Source organism: Escherichia sp. MOD1-EC6475 (assembly GCF_003046645.1).
Taxonomy (GTDB): domain Bacteria; phylum Pseudomonadota; class Gammaproteobacteria; order Enterobacterales; family Enterobacteriaceae; genus Escherichia; species Escherichia ruysiae.
In genome coordinates, this window is the sequence record NZ_PZKQ01000043.1 from 91,210 (window position 1) to 109,606 (window position 18,397).

The 18,397-nt window shown below is 49.7% G+C and carries 14 protein-coding genes; 4 read left to right on the top strand and 10 right to left on the bottom strand.

What is annotated here, in order from left to right; translation table 11 throughout:
* Positions 1–4: 4 nt before the first annotated feature.
* From A7589_RS14395 to thpR, 10 genes are all read right to left on the bottom strand, one after another.
* Positions 5–580, bottom strand: coding sequence for a fimbrial protein (locus A7589_RS14395; RefSeq protein ID WP_108188900.1), 576 nt, complete (start codon positions 578–580; stop codon positions 5–7).
* 15 nt (positions 581–595) lie between these two features.
* Positions 596–3,193, bottom strand: a complete 2,598-nt coding sequence (locus A7589_RS14400) for an outer membrane usher protein (RefSeq protein WP_105282914.1) — start codon at positions 3,191–3,193, stop codon at positions 596–598.
* A 34-nt stretch (positions 3,194–3,227) separates the two neighbouring features.
* Positions 3,228–3,968, bottom strand: coding sequence for a fimbrial chaperone (locus tag A7589_RS14405; protein ID WP_000479610.1), 741 nt, complete (start codon positions 3,966–3,968; stop codon positions 3,228–3,230).
* A gap of 109 nt (positions 3,969–4,077) precedes the next feature.
* Positions 4,078–4,662 carry a fimbrial protein gene (locus tag A7589_RS14410; RefSeq protein ID WP_010358095.1) on the bottom strand — a complete coding sequence of 195 codons (585 nt, stop codon included), beginning with the start codon at positions 4,660–4,662 and terminating at the stop codon, positions 4,078–4,080.
* A 353-nt stretch (positions 4,663–5,015) separates the two neighbouring features.
* Entirely contained in the window at positions 5,016–5,495 is a 480-nt protein-coding gene (folK, locus tag A7589_RS14415; protein ID WP_000215160.1) for a 2-amino-4-hydroxy-6-hydroxymethyldihydropteridine diphosphokinase, read from the bottom strand.
* Positions 5,492–6,889, bottom strand: a complete 1,398-nt coding sequence (gene pcnB / locus A7589_RS14420) for a polynucleotide adenylyltransferase PcnB (protein ID WP_206748363.1) — start codon at positions 6,887–6,889, stop codon at positions 5,492–5,494. Before pcnB ends, folK begins: the two co-directional genes overlap by 4 nt.
* Positions 6,890–6,948: 59 nt before the next feature.
* A complete protein-coding gene (gene gluQRS, locus A7589_RS14425; protein WP_032147816.1) occupies positions 6,949–7,845 on the bottom strand; it encodes a tRNA glutamyl-Q(34) synthetase GluQRS in 897 nt (298 codons plus the stop codon).
* Between the two features lie 66 nt (positions 7,846–7,911).
* Positions 7,912–8,367: an RNA polymerase-binding protein DksA gene (gene dksA / locus A7589_RS14430; protein WP_001155227.1), complete on the bottom strand. Its 456-nt coding sequence runs from the start codon at positions 8,365–8,367 to the stop codon at positions 7,912–7,914.
* A 177-nt stretch (positions 8,368–8,544) separates the two neighbouring features.
* The gene (gene sfsA / locus A7589_RS14435) at positions 8,545–9,249 is read right to left on the bottom strand and encodes a DNA/RNA nuclease SfsA (RefSeq protein ID WP_000672748.1); all 705 of its coding nucleotides are present in this window, start codon (positions 9,247–9,249) and stop codon (positions 8,545–8,547) included.
* A gap of 14 nt (positions 9,250–9,263) precedes the next feature.
* Positions 9,264–9,794 (bottom strand): RNA 2',3'-cyclic phosphodiesterase, encoded by a 531-nt coding sequence (gene thpR / locus A7589_RS14440; protein WP_001294671.1) that lies wholly within the window; start codon positions 9,792–9,794, stop codon positions 9,264–9,266.
* A gap of 73 nt (positions 9,795–9,867) precedes the next feature.
* Here thpR and hrpB point away from each other — a divergent pair, with 73 nt between their 5' ends.
* The 4 genes from hrpB (at position 9,868) to A7589_RS14460 (ending at position 18,382) form a co-directional block, all read left to right on the top strand.
* The gene (gene hrpB, locus A7589_RS14445; RefSeq protein WP_108188901.1) at positions 9,868–12,297 is read left to right on the top strand and encodes an ATP-dependent helicase HrpB; all 2,430 of its coding nucleotides are present in this window, start codon (positions 9,868–9,870) and stop codon (positions 12,295–12,297) included.
* 132 nt (positions 12,298–12,429) lie between these two features.
* Positions 12,430–14,934 carry a bifunctional glycosyl transferase/transpeptidase gene (gene mrcB / locus A7589_RS14450; RefSeq protein ID WP_000918199.1) on the top strand — a complete coding sequence of 835 codons (2,505 nt, stop codon included), beginning with the start codon at positions 12,430–12,432 and terminating at the stop codon, positions 14,932–14,934.
* A gap of 326 nt (positions 14,935–15,260) precedes the next feature.
* The gene (locus A7589_RS14455; RefSeq protein ID WP_000986360.1) at positions 15,261–17,417 is read left to right on the top strand and encodes a DNA methyltransferase; all 2,157 of its coding nucleotides are present in this window, start codon (positions 15,261–15,263) and stop codon (positions 17,415–17,417) included.
* On the top strand, positions 17,417–18,382 hold the full coding sequence (locus A7589_RS14460) for a hypothetical protein (protein WP_000323818.1): 966 nt from the start codon (positions 17,417–17,419) through the stop codon (positions 18,380–18,382). The genes A7589_RS14455 and A7589_RS14460 overlap by 1 nt, the downstream gene beginning before the upstream one ends.
* Positions 18,383–18,397: the final 15 nt, after the last annotated feature.

Below are 18,397 nucleotides of genomic sequence, written 5' to 3' on the forward strand. Positions count from 1 at the left end.
CTTATTATTCATAGATGAAATTGAATGTCGCTTTTGCGCGAAAGTTTCCTGGAACGCCTTGTCCTGCCGATGTCTCGCGTAGCGCAACGGTCATTGCAAGACCACTGGTATTGATTTCTGTTAAACTCCAGCGAATTTTTTCTGCGCTGTTTGGTTTCAGAAATGTTGAATCATCTGCACTCTGCCTTTTTATTCCCATACCTATATAATCGGTTGTTGAGGAGGAATCCGATGCAAGTAGGATAATCAGTTTTGGAGAGGTGCCGGACTGATTACCTGACAGGGTAGTGTCGATCCAACTGATTCCGCTGCTACACCCACTGGCAACTAATTTAAAGTCTGCCTGGGCTTCTGTTGCTGCATTAACAATTTTATCCAGCCCCATATTGGGCATTCTTAATGTGTAATTATCGTTTCCATCATTTGTGACGCTAGAGCCATTTAATGCAGTCAGAGTGATATTACAGGTTGTTGCTTTAACTGTTGCCGTAAAATCAACATTAATATCTTCAGCGAACGCTGATGGTGATAATAGCAATCCCATCAGTATCACTAATTTATGCGGTATCATTTTTATCATTTGCATCCCTTATGGTTACTGAATTTGACAACTAATCCCATTGATAATAAGCGTTTGTGCTATTTTTTCTGGCTCTGCATTTTGTTGATAATGGGCAAGACAACTGACAGGTTTACCCTCTTCGAGCCATTTAACTTGGATATTTCCCTGTTGTTCGATACCACGAACAAAAGCCTGACCACCTTGACCAACATTGCCAATAACATTGCCTAGTTCGTCATATATATCTGCCGCAAAAGGAATGTTTTGACCATCACTGCGTTTAATGTTCAAAATGGCAGATTGTCCCTGTACCGTTTCAAAACCGGCGAAGATCACTGACCCCTGACGTGGTACGGCAACTGTACTGGTGCTTTTCAATTCAACATCATTTTCAATATCTGTAATATCCAGAGCAATGCGGTTTTCATGATAAGGAGAAAGCGCACTGGTAACGCCATAGCCCCAGCGATCGACCGTACTATTACCGTAATTTATGCGAGCGCCTTTTGCTCCAGGGGCCTGAACAACTGCCAGTGTGTCTGAGTCGCTGAAACTGTCATTACTGAATGTCAGACCACCGCGATGTAGTACAAAACCACCGTCAGTATTGAGAGAAAATTGACGGCTGTTATCGCTACTTGCGGAAACTGAACCAGCCAACGTACCCCAGGGGGATTCATAACTGGCATAGCCTCCGATATAGCTCAAATTATTACTGGATTTATTCATCGTATAGCCAGTATTCACGCTGTAACTGACACGATTGTTTTCACTAAAACCACTGCTGCTGACATTGAGTTGGTTGTTGCCTTTAAAGTCACTATTTAACTGAGTATCAATAGTCTGAAAGCCAGAATCGCGGTGTTCTGTACCCAGAAGCTTTTCAATAGGAATGGTGAAACTGAGATAAACACTGTCTTCGTCTTCACCCTGTTGAGACCATGAACGCTGTGCACTGATGCTATAACTGCCCCAGGATGCACTATTACTGTAACCTATTGAGTAATTGCTCCGACTTTGCCCGGAAACCCAGTAGTCAGACCAACTTCCGGAAAGATAAAACGAACCGTAATCTTCTTTTTCATATTTCAGAGGCTGGTTAATACTTACCGTAACCTGATTTTTCATGCGTGAGTAATTGCGCATGGATTGCGGTTCAAGATCTTGTTCTGGATGCTTTACCTCATCAATCAGAGTCAGAGCATCATTGAGGCCAAGGTAGTTTTGTGTTGAGTAACGATAAGCTGCGATATTGAATGAAGTGCGTGTATCTTCGAACAATTTATTCCATGAAAGACGATAACTTTGTCCCTGATATGTTTTATCGTCCGGGATGCGGACATTGGAGTGAGTCACATCGACAGAAAATGCGCCAAGGCTGGTATTAAGGCCAAGCCCCAGTAATCCTGCGGTGTAGTTATTATCGGTAAGTTGAATACCTGTATAACCCGTCAGGTAGTTGTTTAAACCATAGTAATAGCTGGCCTGGAATAAGTTAGGCTCATCTTGAATATCATCTTTTAATACCTGACCACCGCTGATATCCCACCGACCAACGCCTGGACGTAACATTTGTACTACCGATGAAAATGGCTGTGAAAAAGTGCGTTTGCTTCCATCGGATTCTTCAATTGTGATGATCAGATCGCTGCCATAGCCTGATGGACTGAGATCATCAATGGTAAATGCGCCAGGCGGTACAGTCGTTTCATAGATCTTATAACCGCCCTGAGTAACGGTAACTTTTGCGTTAGTGTTGGCGACGCCATGAATAATCGGGGCAAAGCTGGCCAACGCCGGAGGTAACATTCTACTGTCGCTATAAAAGCGAATACCGCGAATACTGACCGAATCAAATGTTTCACCAGTGGTATATGATTCGCCAATAATTAGTTGTGAGCGTAATGAAGCGAGATCGCGTTGTAGATACCGATTCTGAAAATCATAATCGCCATTAGAATTGGTCATCCAGCTGTAGTTACCTGAGGCGCGCAAGCGCCATGCTCCTAAATTTACGCCACCGTTAAATGCGGTATAAATGCTGTCATTTTTCCTGTCAGGACTTTCACTGTGATAACCGTTGATGTTGTAAGACAGCATGGCGGCGTTAATACCGTCTTCCCACAATGAAGGATCAACATAGTTTTGATAATTCTTCATTACCCATGCCTGGGGAACATCAATATCCAGACGTTGATCGTTCACATCATAACGGACAGATGCCTGTGGAATCATTGCCGCAATGTTGAGGCAATCGCCCAGTTCTTCATCACGCTCAAGCAAGACGATTGTTTCGCTTATCGCCTCTGGTGGCGTAATGTGAAACTGATACAAATTCTTCAGCGTGATACAGGCCAGTGCATTTTTCTTCCCTTCAACAACAATAAAAGGGATGCTCTGATTTGTAACTGGTTGATTATTAACGTAAATGCTTGCGTCATAAATACCCGGTAGCGTGGGGTTGCCCTCACTGTATCGACTAAGGTCAATATTGGAAGTATTCTGCCCCATCAGGAAGGTTGGGTCGTATTCAACTTGTTCTGCGCTTAGGCAACTGGAGCTATAAAGCAGCGCGCAAAACGTAGCGATCTGCGTGAGGTTGTGATGAATTATCGTTGTTTTATAGGGCACGTTCTGCTTCCTGCTACGTTATATCTTTGCCAAATTACAGCCTGGCTTCGCCTTCAATTGCGCCACCAAAATCGTTAATGGCGTAGAAATGCACTTTTGCTGAGGCGGTTTTGCCGCTGATACCATTTATCTTGATGACATCGTCACTGAATGGCGCAACCATCTTCATATCAAGCGGATAGCGTTTGCCATTGGCTTCCAAATCGCCACTACTAAAAGAGACGTGATAAGGTGTTGGATTAGAAACGCGTAATGCCGTTTGGCCTCCAGCAGCAGCCCAGGACCATTTCAGGGCTAGCGGAGCTTCAGAAGGATTCCCACTTAAACCTTCCGGGCGATAAAAAAGTTTGATTCGGGTGCGAAATGCCAACTGGAGCAGACTTTGATCAGCCACTTTTTCGGCGTCAGGTTTTGGCGGAACTTCCAGCACGTTAAACCAGAACACACTTTCTTTGTCTTTTGGCAGAGGAGTGCTGGCGGTATACATCAGTTTGATGGTTTGACCCCGTTTTGCATCAATACGGGATACGGGGGGAGTTGCAGTAAATGGCACGGAAATAGAACCTGGCTCGGCATTATCATCACCCGTGTCTAACCAACTCTGAACAAGTAAAGGATTATTGCCTTTATTTTCCAGACGAACATTTACGCTTTTTTGATCACTTTTATAAATGACACGCGTACCAGAAATTACAATATCCGCTAACGCTGGTGCGCTAAAAGCCATACAAGCCGCGATACAAAATGCTGCTGTATGTTTGGTATTTAAAAACATAAACCATCCCTGACAGAGTTAATAGGAACAAGGGAATAAACATCAGGAGTCTTTCTCACGGATGTTATTCCCTATATAAATTCAATCAATTCATTTGATTGATGAATAATTACCGGTAAGTTACGGTATATGCTGTATTGGTTCTTACAAAACCAGCGGTCGCAGCCGTGCTTGCATCTTCACGAACGTAAGAGGCTTTGAAATCAAACGTTGCAGATTTTGATGTGGCATCCAGCGGTTTTGAATAGATATCGCCTGTGTTATTGATTTTAACTTGTTTAATAGTAGAACCATCAATGTTGTGCAGAGCGATATTCACACCAACAGACGGGGTGTTGATGGACATATCGTTATTCAGCGTACCTTTGCTGTTACCAAAGAAAACGGTGCCAAACGTCATATCAGCGGTAGTGCCAGGTGCTGGGTTAGCTTTGCTGCAGTCAACAGTGATGCTAAAAGGTTTAGCTTTGGCACCAACGGTTGTTTCCAGTACGCCGTCATCGATATCGGCAACGGTAGCGGTTTGCAGCAGGATCAGACCATCATTATTGCCGCCATCAACACGCGTTTCACAGGTATTATCTACTACCAGACCGCTGATGTTTAACTGACCACCATCTAAAGCAGCTGAAGCAGAACCTGCAACCATTGCCAGCACCAGGCCGGACAGGGCAAAACCTAATTTTTTAGACATAAAAATCCTTGAATAATATTCCATAAGCAGATGACTTATCTTGTAACACCGGCGTCAATACATAACGAATGTGCAACAAATAAGTTTGTTAATGATAGATGCCTGAACTTACCAAATGTTACAACCATTCATCATTAAGCCGCATATTGTGCATATCTAATATTATAAATCCACTTAATTAGATTTTAAGTAAAACTAAATTTTAAAATGGTGAAGGATGGTGTATGGAAGGTGGGAGTATTCAGAGATATTAATATCCAATAAAGGATAACTCTTATTATCTTAATCGAATTGATTTGGCAATTGAGGTGGGGGTATTTTCAGAAAAAATTTATATTCAGTGCAAAAATGAATTACCATTTATTTAATTTACTGAAGCCTTTTGTTTTTAAAAGACCAACTAAATTGTCCCCATCAGGAAACACCACGTCAGGCGCAATCTCAAACAACGGCCACAGCATAAAGCCACGATTTTTCATATCGTAGTGTGGAACGGTAAGGCGTTCGGTATTTATCACTTCATTACCAAACAGCATGATATCGAGATCCAGCGTGCGCGGTCCCCAACGTTCGGCTTTACGGACGCGACCTTGCTGCAATTCAATACGCTGTGTGTGATTGAGTAACTCTTCGGGCGCGAGAGTGGTTTCAAGTGCCACGGCAGCATTCAGATAATCAGGTTGATCTTGCGGCCCCAGCGGTGGGGTGCGGTAAAACGAAGAAACGGCAAGAATGCGGCTTTCAGGGATATCGCCTAAGGCTTTCACGGCAGCATTGACCTGCTCCAGCGGAGAGGCCAGATTGCTGCCTATGGCAATATATGCCACTGTCATGCGGTGCCCTCACGACGAGGTGCGCGTTTGCGTGGGCGACGAGTACGACGACGAGCTGACGGTTCTTCATCCAGTTCGTTAAGCATCCCTTTTTGGTCTGGCGGCGCGGAAACCTGGAACTCACCCCACCATTTCACCAGACGTTGCAGTTCAGCGTTACGCTCAACTTCAGCTCGCAAGGCCAACAGGTCGTAAGCCGCACGGAACTTAGGATGCTCCAGCAGTTTCCATGCACGTTTACCCTGACGACGGGACATACGCAACTGCAACTGCCAGATATCGCGGGTTAAAGTCGTCAGACGTTTCGGGATTGCCAGTGAACGGCAGGCTTCGTCCAGCACATCGTTCATCGCCAGCGCGAAAGCGTCGTGATAGGTCAGGCCGCTTTCCTGGGCGATCTTCTGTGCTGTTTCCAGCAGTGGATACCAGAACATGGCGGCAAACAGGAACGCCGGGTTCACACGCATATCGTTATGGATACGCGTATCGGTATTCTTCAGTACCTGCTCAATGATCCGCTCCATCGGGCTGTCGCCATTTTCCGTGAAGTAGCGGGTAATGGTCGGGAACAGCGGCTGGAACAGATGATATTCACACAACAGCTTATAGGTTTCGTAACCGTAGCCCGCTTGTAGCAGCTTAAGAGACTCTTCAAACAGGCGCGCCGGAGGGATATCGTTCAGCAGGGTAGCGAGGCGAGGGATCGGTTCTGCGGTTTCCGGGCTGATGCGCATACCCAGTTTTGCCGCAAAACGTACCGCGCGCAGCATACGTACCGGATCTTCACGGTAGCGCGTTTCCGGGTTACCAATCAGACGGATAACGCCGTCTTTCAGATCTTTCATGCCGCCAACGTAATCACGAACGGTAAAATCTGCGACGCTGTAATACAGGCTGTTGATAGTGAAATCGCGGCGCTGGGCGTCTTCTTCGATGGAGCCGAAAATGTTGTCGCGCAGCAACATGCCATTTTGCCCGCGTTGGGAGGTCGTGCGGTCGCTGACGTTACCTTCGTGGTGTCCACGGAAGGTTGCGACTTCGATAATCTCCGGGCCAAACATCACATGAGCAAGACGGAAACGGCGACCCACCAGGCGGCAGTTACGGAATAGTTTACGCACCTGCTCAGGCGTGGCGTTGGTGGTCACGTCAAAATCTTTCGGCTTTTTGCCAAGTAACAGGTCGCGCACGCCGCCGCCAACCAGCCAGGCTTCGTATCCCGCTTTATTGAGCCTGTACATTACCTTCAGGGCATTTTCACTGATATCTTTGCGGGAGATAGCATGTTGCTCACGCGGGATCACCGTCACCTGTGGACGGGCGGCAGCCTGTTCAGCTTCGCTTTCCTCGCGGCTTAGCACCTTGCGGCAAAAATTAGCGACTCGGGTAAAAATAGTACACCTCGGTAGTGTCAAACATCATTCAGGACAAAAAAATAGCGGCTAATCATAGCTCAGCATGACGCATTTGAGAATGTTGAATTTACAATTGCCGACTCAGGTACGGCGGTCAGCGTCCAGTTTTTGACGGCTGACTGAAGGATTTGCTCGACGCTGAAATCCTGCCAGTGTGTTTCTGCCTGCTGACCCAGAAATTGAAGCGCGGCGATTAACACCGGGCGAGGATCGCCTTTCGGCAACGCAGGCGCATGATTCTGCTTGGAAAGTTTAGCGCCTTGTGCGTTAAGCGCCAGCGGCAAATGAATGTAATCTGGCACCTGCCAGCCAAAAAGCTGGTACAGCGAGATTTGTCGCACCGTCGGTTCAATCAAATCTGCGCCACGGACAATTTCTGTCACGCCCTGGAAGTGATCGTCAACCACCACTGCCAGGTTATAGGCGAACAAACCGTCACGGCGATGAATAATAAAATCTTCCCGCGCCAGTTTTTCGTCAGCGTGAATAATACCGCGCAGCTGATCGGTAAACTGGGTGACCGGATGCTGCTGGCGGATGCGTACTGCTGCGTTTTCTGGGGAATGATGTAATTCACGGCAATGACCGTCGTAAATACCGCCAATGCTGTGAATACGCGCACGCGTACAGGTGCAGTAATAACTTAGCCCTTGCTCACGTAACCAGGCGAGTGCTTCGCGATAGGCGTCATGACGTTGCGATTGCCAGAGAACATCGCCGTCCCAGTACAGACCGTAATGTTCCAGCTGGCGCAGGATTGTCTCTGCGGCACCGGGAACTTCACGAGGCGGGTCGATATCTTCAATGCGTACCAGCCAGCGACCTTGCCGGGCGCGTGCCTGTAGATAGCTACCAAGCGCGGCAATCAGAGAGCCAAAATGAAGCTCGCCGGAAGGAGAGGGGGCGAAGCGACCAATATAGTGTGTGTCTGTCATCTCGTTGAACAAAAAATAAGGCGGGAGCATTTCCCGCCTGTGGTAAACGTGATGGAACGGCTGTAATTAGCCAGCCATCTGTTTTTCGCGAATTTCAGCCAGCGTTTTGCAGTCGATGCACAGATCGGCTGTCGGGCGCGCTTCCAGACGACGAATACCAATTTCAACACCGCAGGATTCGCAGTAGCCGAAATCTTCGTCTTCCACTTTTTTCAGCGTCTTCTCGATCTTTTTGATCAGCTTACGCTCGCGATCGCGGTTACGCAGTTCGAGGCTGAACTCTTCTTCCTGGGCTGCACGGTCTACCGGGTCCGGGAAGTTGGCTGCTTCATCCTGCATATGTGTAACGGTGCGATCGACTTCATCCCTGAGTTGATTACGCCATGCTTCCAGAATACGACGGAAGTGCGCCAGCTGGGCTTCATTCATATACTCTTCGCCCGGCTTCTCCTGATATGGTTCCACCCCAGCGATGGCGAGAATACTCAGGGACGATGTTTTACGGTTTTGCCCTTCTTGCATGTTGCTTCTCCTTAACACGCACTATCGATCCCCATGTTCGGGGGAAAAATGAGGCCGCTATAAATAGCAGATGCTTTTCCGGATAGCAATTATCTAAACGTAACACTTGACAACTGTGTGAGGAAAAGCGTATTTGCGCACGCGACCAGAATGTAAATTAACCAGTTACTTACTTTACTACAATGTAACCGGCAGTGATTTTTTAAGAGCCATGCCTTCAGCAGAAAGTTCCGCTTTATAAGCCAGAATTTCTACCCCCTTCTGTTGAGCCTCTGACAATAGTTGCGCGTATTTCTCATCGATGTGGCGCGCGGGTGAAAACCGTGTAATGGCTGAATGCAGCACGGCAAAAAAAATCACTGCACGCTGACCTTCAGCTGCTACGCTCATCAACTCCCGAAGATGTTTCTGACCTCGTTCAGTGACTGCATCGGGAAAGTATCCCTGTTCATTTTCCGCTAACGTAACCGATTTCACTTCAATATAGCAGTCAGGTCGAAACCTCGCCTGTAACATGAAGTCAATACGACTGCGCTCGGCGCCGTATTTTACTTCGCTTTTCAGCGAGCTATAGCCTGACAGTTCCGAAATAACCCCATTGAGGATAGCCTCTTTCGTCAACCTGTTTGCCCAAAGTGTATTGACGCAAATAAATGCACCGCTTTGGCTTTGGGTCAATTCCCAGGTGTGTGGATATTTCCGTTTTGTGTTGTCGGAAGTGGAATACCAGACGGTATCGCCAGGCGTTGCACAACCGGTCATCGCACCTGTATTAGGGCAGTGTAGCGTTAATTCGCGGCCATCGGGTGTGATCACATCGGCTAAAAAGCGTTTATAACGCTGAACCAGCGTGGCGCGTTGTAGAGGGGGTGAAAATTTCATTGTGACAACCCTTGTTATTGCGTCAGTGTCCAGCGTTTTAGCGGCGTGTAGCGTGTGCGCCCACGTGCAAACGAGGAGGCGTAGAGGGTAAACTCCGTCACCGCATATGACCAGTTAAAACCAGGCGGCGGGATTGTCACCGCCTCGCTGGCGTCGCGCAATAAGGTGATATGCGGATGAAACGGTCGATTGCTTTGAAAACAACCACTGCGAGCGGCCTGCGAACGGAGCATATTTGCTAACTGGATTAAGCCGCGCGGTGGCTGGCGCATCCCTAACCACACCACGCGCGAACGCAGCCACTGACCGGCGTCATCAAGCGTCAGAGTGAAGCCCGGTTGACGAATCCGTCCGGCTAAAAGAGAAAGCGCCTTCTCTTTCTCTGCGCTCACTTCGCCTAAAAACGCCAGCGTCAGATGCAAATTTTCGGCGGCAACCGGACGCCCCGCTTCTGGCGGAAATTGTGCGGCGCGCCAGTGGATAATCTGTTCGCGAATTTCTGCGGGTAAGTCGATGGCAAAGAACAGCCGTTGCGGTTCAGACATGTGAGGCACTCGGTTATGAATTACCGCGATGCTACAATGTGGCGCGAAGAATGTTAACCCTCAGGAGCGTTTTGTGTCGTCGTTGCCCGTTGCTGCCGTCTTACCTGAATTACTTGCTGCTCTCGATACCGCACCGCAGGTGTTATTAAGCGCGCCGACCGGAGCCGGGAAATCGACCTGGCTGCCGCTACAACTGCTGGCGCATCCAGGCATTAACGGAAAAATTATCCTGCTGGAGCCACGGCGTCTGGCGGCACGTAACGTTGCGCAACGACTGGCGGAGCTGCTTAACGAAAAGCCTGGTGACACGGTTGGCTACCGGATGCGTGCACAAAATTGCGTGGGGCCGAATACCCGACTGGAAGTCGTTACTGAAGGTGTACTGACGCGCATGATCCAACGCGACCCAGAACTGAGCGGCGTCGGTATGGTGATCCTTGATGAATTTCATGAACGCAGTTTGCAGGCGGATTTGGCGCTGGCATTGTTACTCGATGTGCAACAAGGGCTGCGCGATGACTTAAAGCTGCTGATTATGTCGGCTACGCTGGATAATGACCGTTTACAGCAGATGCTGCCAGAAGCGCCGGTTGTTGTTTCTGAAGGACGTTCTTATCCGATTGAACGCCGCTATTTGCCGCTGCCTGCTCATCAACGCTTTGACGAGGCCGTTGCGGTTGCTACCGCTGAATTGCTGCGTCAGGAAAGCGGATCATTACTGCTATTTTTACCCGGCGTCGGAGAAATTCAGCGCGTTCAGGAACAACTGGCTTCGCGCATCGGCAGTGATGTGCTGCTCTGCCCGCTGTATGGTACGTTGTCGCTGAACGATCAGCGAAAAGCGATCCTCCCCGCACCACAAGGAATGCGCAAAGTGGTGCTGGCGACCAATATTGCTGAAACCAGTTTAACTATTGAAGGTATTCGTCTGGTGGTAGACAGCGCCCAGGAGCGTGTAGCGCGCTTTGATCCGCGCACGGGGCTTACGCGACTGATCACTCAACGCGTTAGTCAGGCATCAATGACGCAACGTGCCGGGCGTGCCGGGCGTCTGGAGCCGGGGATCTGTCTGCATTTAATCGCCAAAGAGCAAGCAGAACGCGCTGCCGCGCAAAGTGAACCGGAGATTTTACAAAGCGATCTCTCCGGTTTGCTGATGGAGTTATTGCAATGGGGATGCAGCGATCCAGCTCAGATGAGCTGGCTGGATCAACCGCCAGCGGTGAATCTACAGGCGGCGAAACGTCTGTTACAAATGCTGGGGGCGCTGGACGGTGATCGGCTAAGCTCGAAAGGGCAGAACATGGCGACGCTGGGTAACGACCCGCGTTTAGCGGCAATGCTGGTGAGTGCGAATAGCGACGACGAAGCCGCTACCGCCGCAAAAATTGCCGCCATTCTCGAAGAGCCGCCACGGATGGGGAATAGCGATCTGGGTGTGGTGTTTTCGCGCAATCAACCGGCCTGGCAGCAACGCAGTCAGCAACTGTTAAAACGCTTAAATGTGCGTGGTGGCGAGGCAGACAGTTCGCTTATCGCGCCGCTTCTCGCCAGGGCGTTTGCCGATCGTATTGCTCGCCGCCGTGGGCAAGAGGGGCGCTATCAACTGGCGAACGGCATGGGAGCGATGCTGGACACCGATGATGCCTTAAGCCGCCATGAATGGCTGGTAGCGCCGTTATTATTGCAGGGCAGCTCCTCGCCGGATGCGCGAATTTTACTGGCGCTACCGGTCGATATTGATGAGTTAGTACAACGCTGCCCGCAGCTGCTATATCAATCTGACACCGTTGAATGGGACGATGTTCAAGGTACGTTGAAAGCCTGGCGTCGGCTGCAGATTGGTCAGCTCACAGTAAAAGTACAGCCGCTGGCGAAACCGTCGGAAGATGAATTACATCATGCAATGCTCAACGGTATTCGCGATAAAGGTCTAAGCGTACTTAACTGGACGCCGGAAGCGGAACAGCTATGTTTGCGTTTGCTGTGTGCTGCGAAGTGGCTACCGGAATATGACTGGCCAGCGGTTGATGAGGCAAATTTGCTGGCGACGCTGGAAACGTGGCTGCTGCCACATATGGCCGGAGTGCATTCACTGCGAGGTCTGAAATCACTCGATATTTATCAGGCGCTGCGCGGATTACTTGATTGGGGAATGCAGCAACGGCTGGATAGTGAACTTCCTGCGCATTACACTGTGCCGACGGGAAGCCGGATCGCCATTCGTTATCATGAAGATAACCCCCCTGTGCTGGCGGTGAGAATGCAGGAGATGTTTGGCGAAGCCACCAATCCGACGATTGCCCAGGGGCGCGTGCCGTTGGTGCTGGAGCTGCTTTCACCCGCCCAAAGGCCGCTGCAAATCACGCGTGATTTAAGCGCCTTCTGGCAAGGGGCGTATCGCGAAGTGCAAAAAGAGATGAAGGGGCGTTATCCCAAACATGTCTGGCCGGACGACCCCGCCAACACCGCGCCGACGCGCCGGACGAAAAAGTATTCGTGAGGTTGGTTTTCTCCCTCTCCCTTAAGGGAGAGGGAACCGATCGAGCACAAAATTTGAGAGATATCTTCTTCTGTCTTGCAACGGAAGAACAGAAAATCGGGCTTTTGCGCCTGAATATTGCGGAGAAAAAGTATGGCCGGGAATGACCGCGAGCCAATTGGACGCAAAGGGAAACCGACGCGTCCTGTCAAACAAAAGGTAAGCCGTCGTCGTTATGAAGATGACGATGATTATGATGACTATGAGGATGAAGAACCGATGCCGCGCAAAGGTAAAGGCAAAGGACGTAAGCCTCGTGGTAAACGCGGCTGGCTCTGGCTGCTACTGAAACTGGGCATCGTATTTGCGGTGTTAATCGCCGTTTATGGGGTTTATCTCGATCAAAAAATTCGCAGCCGTATTGATGGCAAGGTCTGGCAATTGCCAGCGGCAGTTTATGGTCGGATGGTAAACCTTGAGCCAGACATGACCATCAGCAAGAACGAGATGGTGAAACTGCTGGAGGCAACCCAGTATCGTCAGGTGTCGAAGATGACCCGTCCTGGCGAATTTACCGTGCAGGCTAACAGCATTGAGATGATCCGCCGTCCGTTTGATTTCCCGGATAGTAAAGAAGGGCAGGTGCGTGCGCGTCTGACCTTTGATGGCGATCATCTGGCGACCATCGTCAATATGGATAACAACCGTCAGTTCGGTTTCTTCCGCCTTGATCCGCGACTGATAACGATGATCTCTTCGCCAAACGGCGAGCAACGTCTGTTTGTGCCGCGCAGTGGCTTCCCGGATCTGCTGGTGGATACCTTGCTGGCGACGGAAGACCGGCATTTCTACGAGCATGACGGTATCAGCCTCTACTCCATCGGACGTGCGGTTCTGGCGAACCTGACTGCCGGACGCACGGTGCAGGGGGCGAGTACGCTGACGCAACAGTTGGTGAAAAACTTGTTCCTTTCCAGTGAGCGTTCTTACTGGCGTAAAGCGAACGAAGCTTACATGGCGCTGATCATGGATGCGCGTTACAGCAAAGATCGTATTCTTGAGCTGTATATGAACGAGGTGTATCTCGGTCAGAGCGGTGACAACGAAATCCGTGGTTTCCCGCTGGCGAGCCTGTATTACTTTGGGCGTCCGGTGGAAGAGTTGAGCCTTGATCAGCAGGCGCTGCTAGTTGGTATGGTGAAAGGTGCGTCAATTTACAACCCGTGGCGTAACCCGAAACTGGCACTGGAGCGGCGTAATCTGGTGCTGCGATTGCTGCAACAACAGCAGATTATTGATCAAGAACTCTACGACATGTTGAGTGCGCGTCCGCTGGGCGTTCAGCCGCGCGGTGGGGTAATCTCTCCACAGCCTGCTTTTATGCAACTGGTACGTCAGGAGCTGCAGGCGAAACTGGGCGATAAAGTGAAAGATCTCTCCGGCGTGAAGATCTTCACTACCTTTGACTCGGTAGCTCAGGACGCGGCAGAAAAAGCTGCCGTGGAAGGCATTCCGGCACTGAAGAAACAGCGTAAGTTGAGCGATCTGGAAACGGCGATTGTGGTCGTCGACCGCTTTAGTGGCGAAGTTCGTGCGATGGTCGGTGGTTCGGAACCGCAATTTGCGGGCTATAACCGTGCGATGCAGGCGCGTCGTTCGATTGGTTCACTGGCAAAACCGGCGACTTATCTGACGGCCTTAAGCCAGCCGAAAATCTATCGCCTGAATACGTGGATTGCCGATGCGCCCATCGCGCTGCGTCAGCCGAACGGTCAGGTCTGGTCACCGCAGAACGATGATCGTCGTTATAGCGAAAGCGGTAGAGTGATGCTGGTGGATGCGCTGACGCGTTCGATGAACGTGCCAACGGTAAATCTGGGGATGGCGCTGGGGCTGCCTGCGGTTACGGACACCTGGATTAAGCTGGGCGTGCCGAAAGATCAGCTGAATCCGGTTCCGGCGATGCTGCTGGGGGCGTTGAACCTGACGCCAATCGAAGTGGCACAGGCATTCCAGACTATCGCCAGCGGCGGTAACCGCGCACCGCTTTCTGCACTGCGTTCAGTGATTGCTGAAGATGGTAAAGTGCTCTATCAGAGCTTCCCGCAGGCGGAACGCGCTGTTCCGGCGCAGGCGGCGTATCTGACACTATGGACCATGCAACAGGTTGTGCAGCGTGGTACGGGTCGTCAGCTTGGGGCTAAATATCCAAATCTGCATCTGGCAGGGAAAACAGGGACTACCAATAACAACGTTGATACTTGGTTTGCGGGCATTGACGGCAGCACGGTGACCATCACCTGGGTAGGCCGCGATAACAACCAGCCAACTAAGCTGTATGGTGCCAGCGGGGCAATGTCGATTTACCAGCGTTATCTGGCTAACCAGACGCCAACGCCGCTGAATCTTGTACCGCCGGAGGATATTGTGGATATGGGCGTAGACTACGACGGTAACTTTGTTTGCAGCGGTGGTATGAGAACTTTGCCAGTATGGACCAGCGATCCAGATTCGTTGTGCCAGCAAAGCGAGATTCAACAGCAGCCGTCGGGCAATCCGTTTGATCAGTCTTCTCAGCCGCAGCAGCCTGCGCAACAGGAGCAGAAAGACAGCGACGGCGTAGCAGGCTGGATCAAGGATATGTTTGGCAGTAATTAACGTTCTCAGGCAGTAATGCGTTGATACTAATGGCAGGTTCTCTGTTGATACAGGGAACCTGCTAAATTTAGTGGGATGCAAATATCAGAAGAAATTGACCTGTTTAATATTCAACGCAATGAATTTAAATATTTTTTGCGTGAAGCATTCTTCCTTTGATGCCAAAAGACATCCTCTCAGAATGGTCGATGAAAGCGTATCGACACAGCCTTTGCCGGACTTAATGAGAAAGCGAATCAAAAAGGTAAATAGTGAATGACTATAGCAGTGCACGCTAATGAGGTATCTCTCAACGTTGTTATTGGTATTAATGAGGGGGGCAAAAGATGATGCGCTCTGGTCAGCAAGTATCACATCCTGAGAATCACTATCAGGCATTATTGCAGGAAATTATGGCATTAAGTGGCCTGGATCCGAAAGGCGTGGCGCAGTATCTCGGCACTTCTTACATTGCAGTTACTCGCTGGATTCGCGGAGATATTGAACCCAGTGCCGATACGATAAAAGAATTGCATGAGCTACTTGCGAAGCTCAATGCGGGTCTGGCGATCGATCTTGCAAATCTGAATACGACACGAACATTCGCCTCTCGTGGGATACGTAAAAAAACCACAGCCGACAAATATGAAGGCACGATTGTGCTGCGCGATGAGCCGGGCCCGGCTCTGCTCTCCCGACTTAAAAAAGGAGAACTTTGGGGCAATGGTGAATACCAGTTGGCTGAAATTCTTTCATCGCATCCTGAAGCCGCGCAGACCGTGAAAGAGGCTGTAGCGGAGGGCGTTTCAGCAGGAAAGAATACGTATACTTATGACGCGCATACATATCACACCAAAGTTCCGCCTCAAGGGATTGCCCAGGTGCTGCAAAAATATTTGCCCGAAGGCGGACTGGTGCTTGATCCCTTTGCGGGAAGCGGTATGACAGGGGTTGCGGCGCTGACGACCGGCCATGATGTCATTCTCAATGAACTGTCACCTGCAGCCAGTTTTATCGCTAATCGATTTACATCGCAATGCGATCCCGCTGCGCTCGCGGCGGCGGTAAAAGTAGTTACTGAGAGTCTGGCGGATCTGCGCAAAACCCTTTACACAACGCAATGCCGTACCTGTGGAAAAGAGGCGGAGTTGCTCTTTACTGTCTGGTCATACAAAGTCATTTGCAGCGAGTGTAGTAAGGAGTTTGTGCTTTGGGACGAATGCCGTAGCTACGGTAACACTGTGCGTGAACATAAATTTTTGCGCGAGTTCCCGTGCCCTCATTGCCATCATCAGGTCAAAAAATCGCGCCTTGCCCGAACGACGCCTGTGCCGGTTCTTGTGGGGTACAAATGCTGCGGTAAAGTTCAGTCTGAGGTGCCGCCTGTGGAGGCCGATCTTAAGCTCATTGCCGCAATTGACGCAGGCAAATATCTTGCTGAGGAGTTCATCCCGGATTTCGAGCTGCCAGATGGAGTGAATCTGGCACAGCCCAAGCGTCATGGTCTGACTAACATAAAGCATTTTTATACTGCCAGAAATCTGGCGGCGATGAGCCAGTTGTGGGAAGCGATTCATCGCGTTGAAGATACTAATATTGCCGCATTTCTCGGCTTTGTTTTCACTTCGCTCTATCAGCGTGTGACCCGGCTTTCTGAGTACCGTTTTTGGGGCGGCAGCGGTAATACGGCAAATTTTAATGTCCCTTATATTTTCAATGAAGCAAATATCTTTTTGACCTTCGAACGCAAAGCCAGATCAATTATTGATCACCTTGAAACCACGGCTAAAGCCTACGTTGGTCGTTGTCAGGTTAAAACGGGTTCTGCGACCGATCTTTCGTTTCTGCCGGATAATAGTGTTGATTTAATTTTCACCGATCCGCCGTTTGGAGCCAACATTAACTATAGCGAAATGAATATGTTGTGGGAGTCCTGGTTAATGTCCTATACGGATGCCACGGATGAAGCCATAGTTAATCGCGTACAAAAAAAGGATGCCAACAGATATCAGGAATTAATGACGCAGAGTCTGGCTGAAAGTTATCGTGTGCTAAGACCTGGACACTGGATGGTGTTGGTATTTATGAACTCTTCGGAAGATATCTGGAATCGCCTGCGTAATGCCGTGCTGGATGCTGGTTTTACCATTGAAAGGATCGATATTTTCGACAAGCAGCACGGTACGTTTAAGCAATTTGTTAGCGATAACACCGCAGGTGCTGATCTCATGCTGCATTGTCGTAAAGTTGAAAATGGCAACAAGCGGGCAGTGTCAACGGCGGAGGCGAAAACTATTTCAGTTAAGGAATTTCTGAGCCAGCGAAATGGTACGATCCCCGTGCTTCCTTATCTGCACGTTAAACGTGAGGCTGATATCGACTATCGCACTCTCTACAGCGAATATCTGGCTGAAAGTCTTTTACTGCATGGGAAAATGTTGGACTTCGCGACCTTCAGGTCTCAGGCAATTGCTCTTTTGGAAGGTAATAAGGACTCGTTGTAATGGCATACTTACAAGCATTTACTGATACTGAAAAGGTATTTGCTAAACGGTGGTTGGCAACTCAGGTTGCCGCCATGATGGGCAGAAAGCTGGAGGAAGGCGACTGGAGCCGCGTTTACTGCCTGGCAAAAAATATTCCCGATGGTGGCTGGAGCAATTTACATATTGATGTCAATTATCAGGGATTGGGGCTGGAGATGAAACTCTTGCGCATAGCAGGCCTGCGGGACAGACCGATCAAGTCAGTCTGCGGTACTACGCTTATGCACCCAGCTGCAACGCGTTCGATCCGTATTGATGATACCACTCGTGATGCTAACGATGTGATGCATGACGTCTTCCAGCAATACGCAGAGCTTATTGAACGTCGAACGCAAACGGTAAGAGATGCCGCACCTCATAAGACCCCTGATATGCGTACAGGCTGGCTGCTATGGGAGGATAGTCTGACGGAATTCCTCTATTTTGAAGAGCGGATGATCCCGCCAAATCCGGAGCAGTACACAGCAGTATGGAATGTTACTCCAGCTAAAGGGGCACGTAAGGCCAGCAAAAGTTTGTGGATATATGACCGGGATACAAAGCAGAAACGCTATTCTGTGACGACGAGTGCGGGTATCAAGATCCAGCCATATTTTGACGTGCCGCTGCCGTCAGACGAGAATCTTTGCTATTTTCGCGTGCAGAGTGAACCGGTGAATGAAGAGATCGTCCGCATGTGGGTTTCTGCCTCTACGGCTCAGGCACTAAAAAGCCGTCTGGGTTCGCTCGATACCGCCACCATGAATGAAGCAATTTTCCGTGCCATTGAACAGAGTGAGAACAACACTCAGGCGCCGGAAGTTGATGAAGGACTGGCGGTTTCTATAGATATCAGTAAACAAGCGCACGTTCAGCTCGCGGAAGCCTGGGAGGCCGTGAGCGATGAGCACCGCGCGCAGCTTCTTCTGAAAGCGTTATCCTGACGCTGCTTGTGTAGA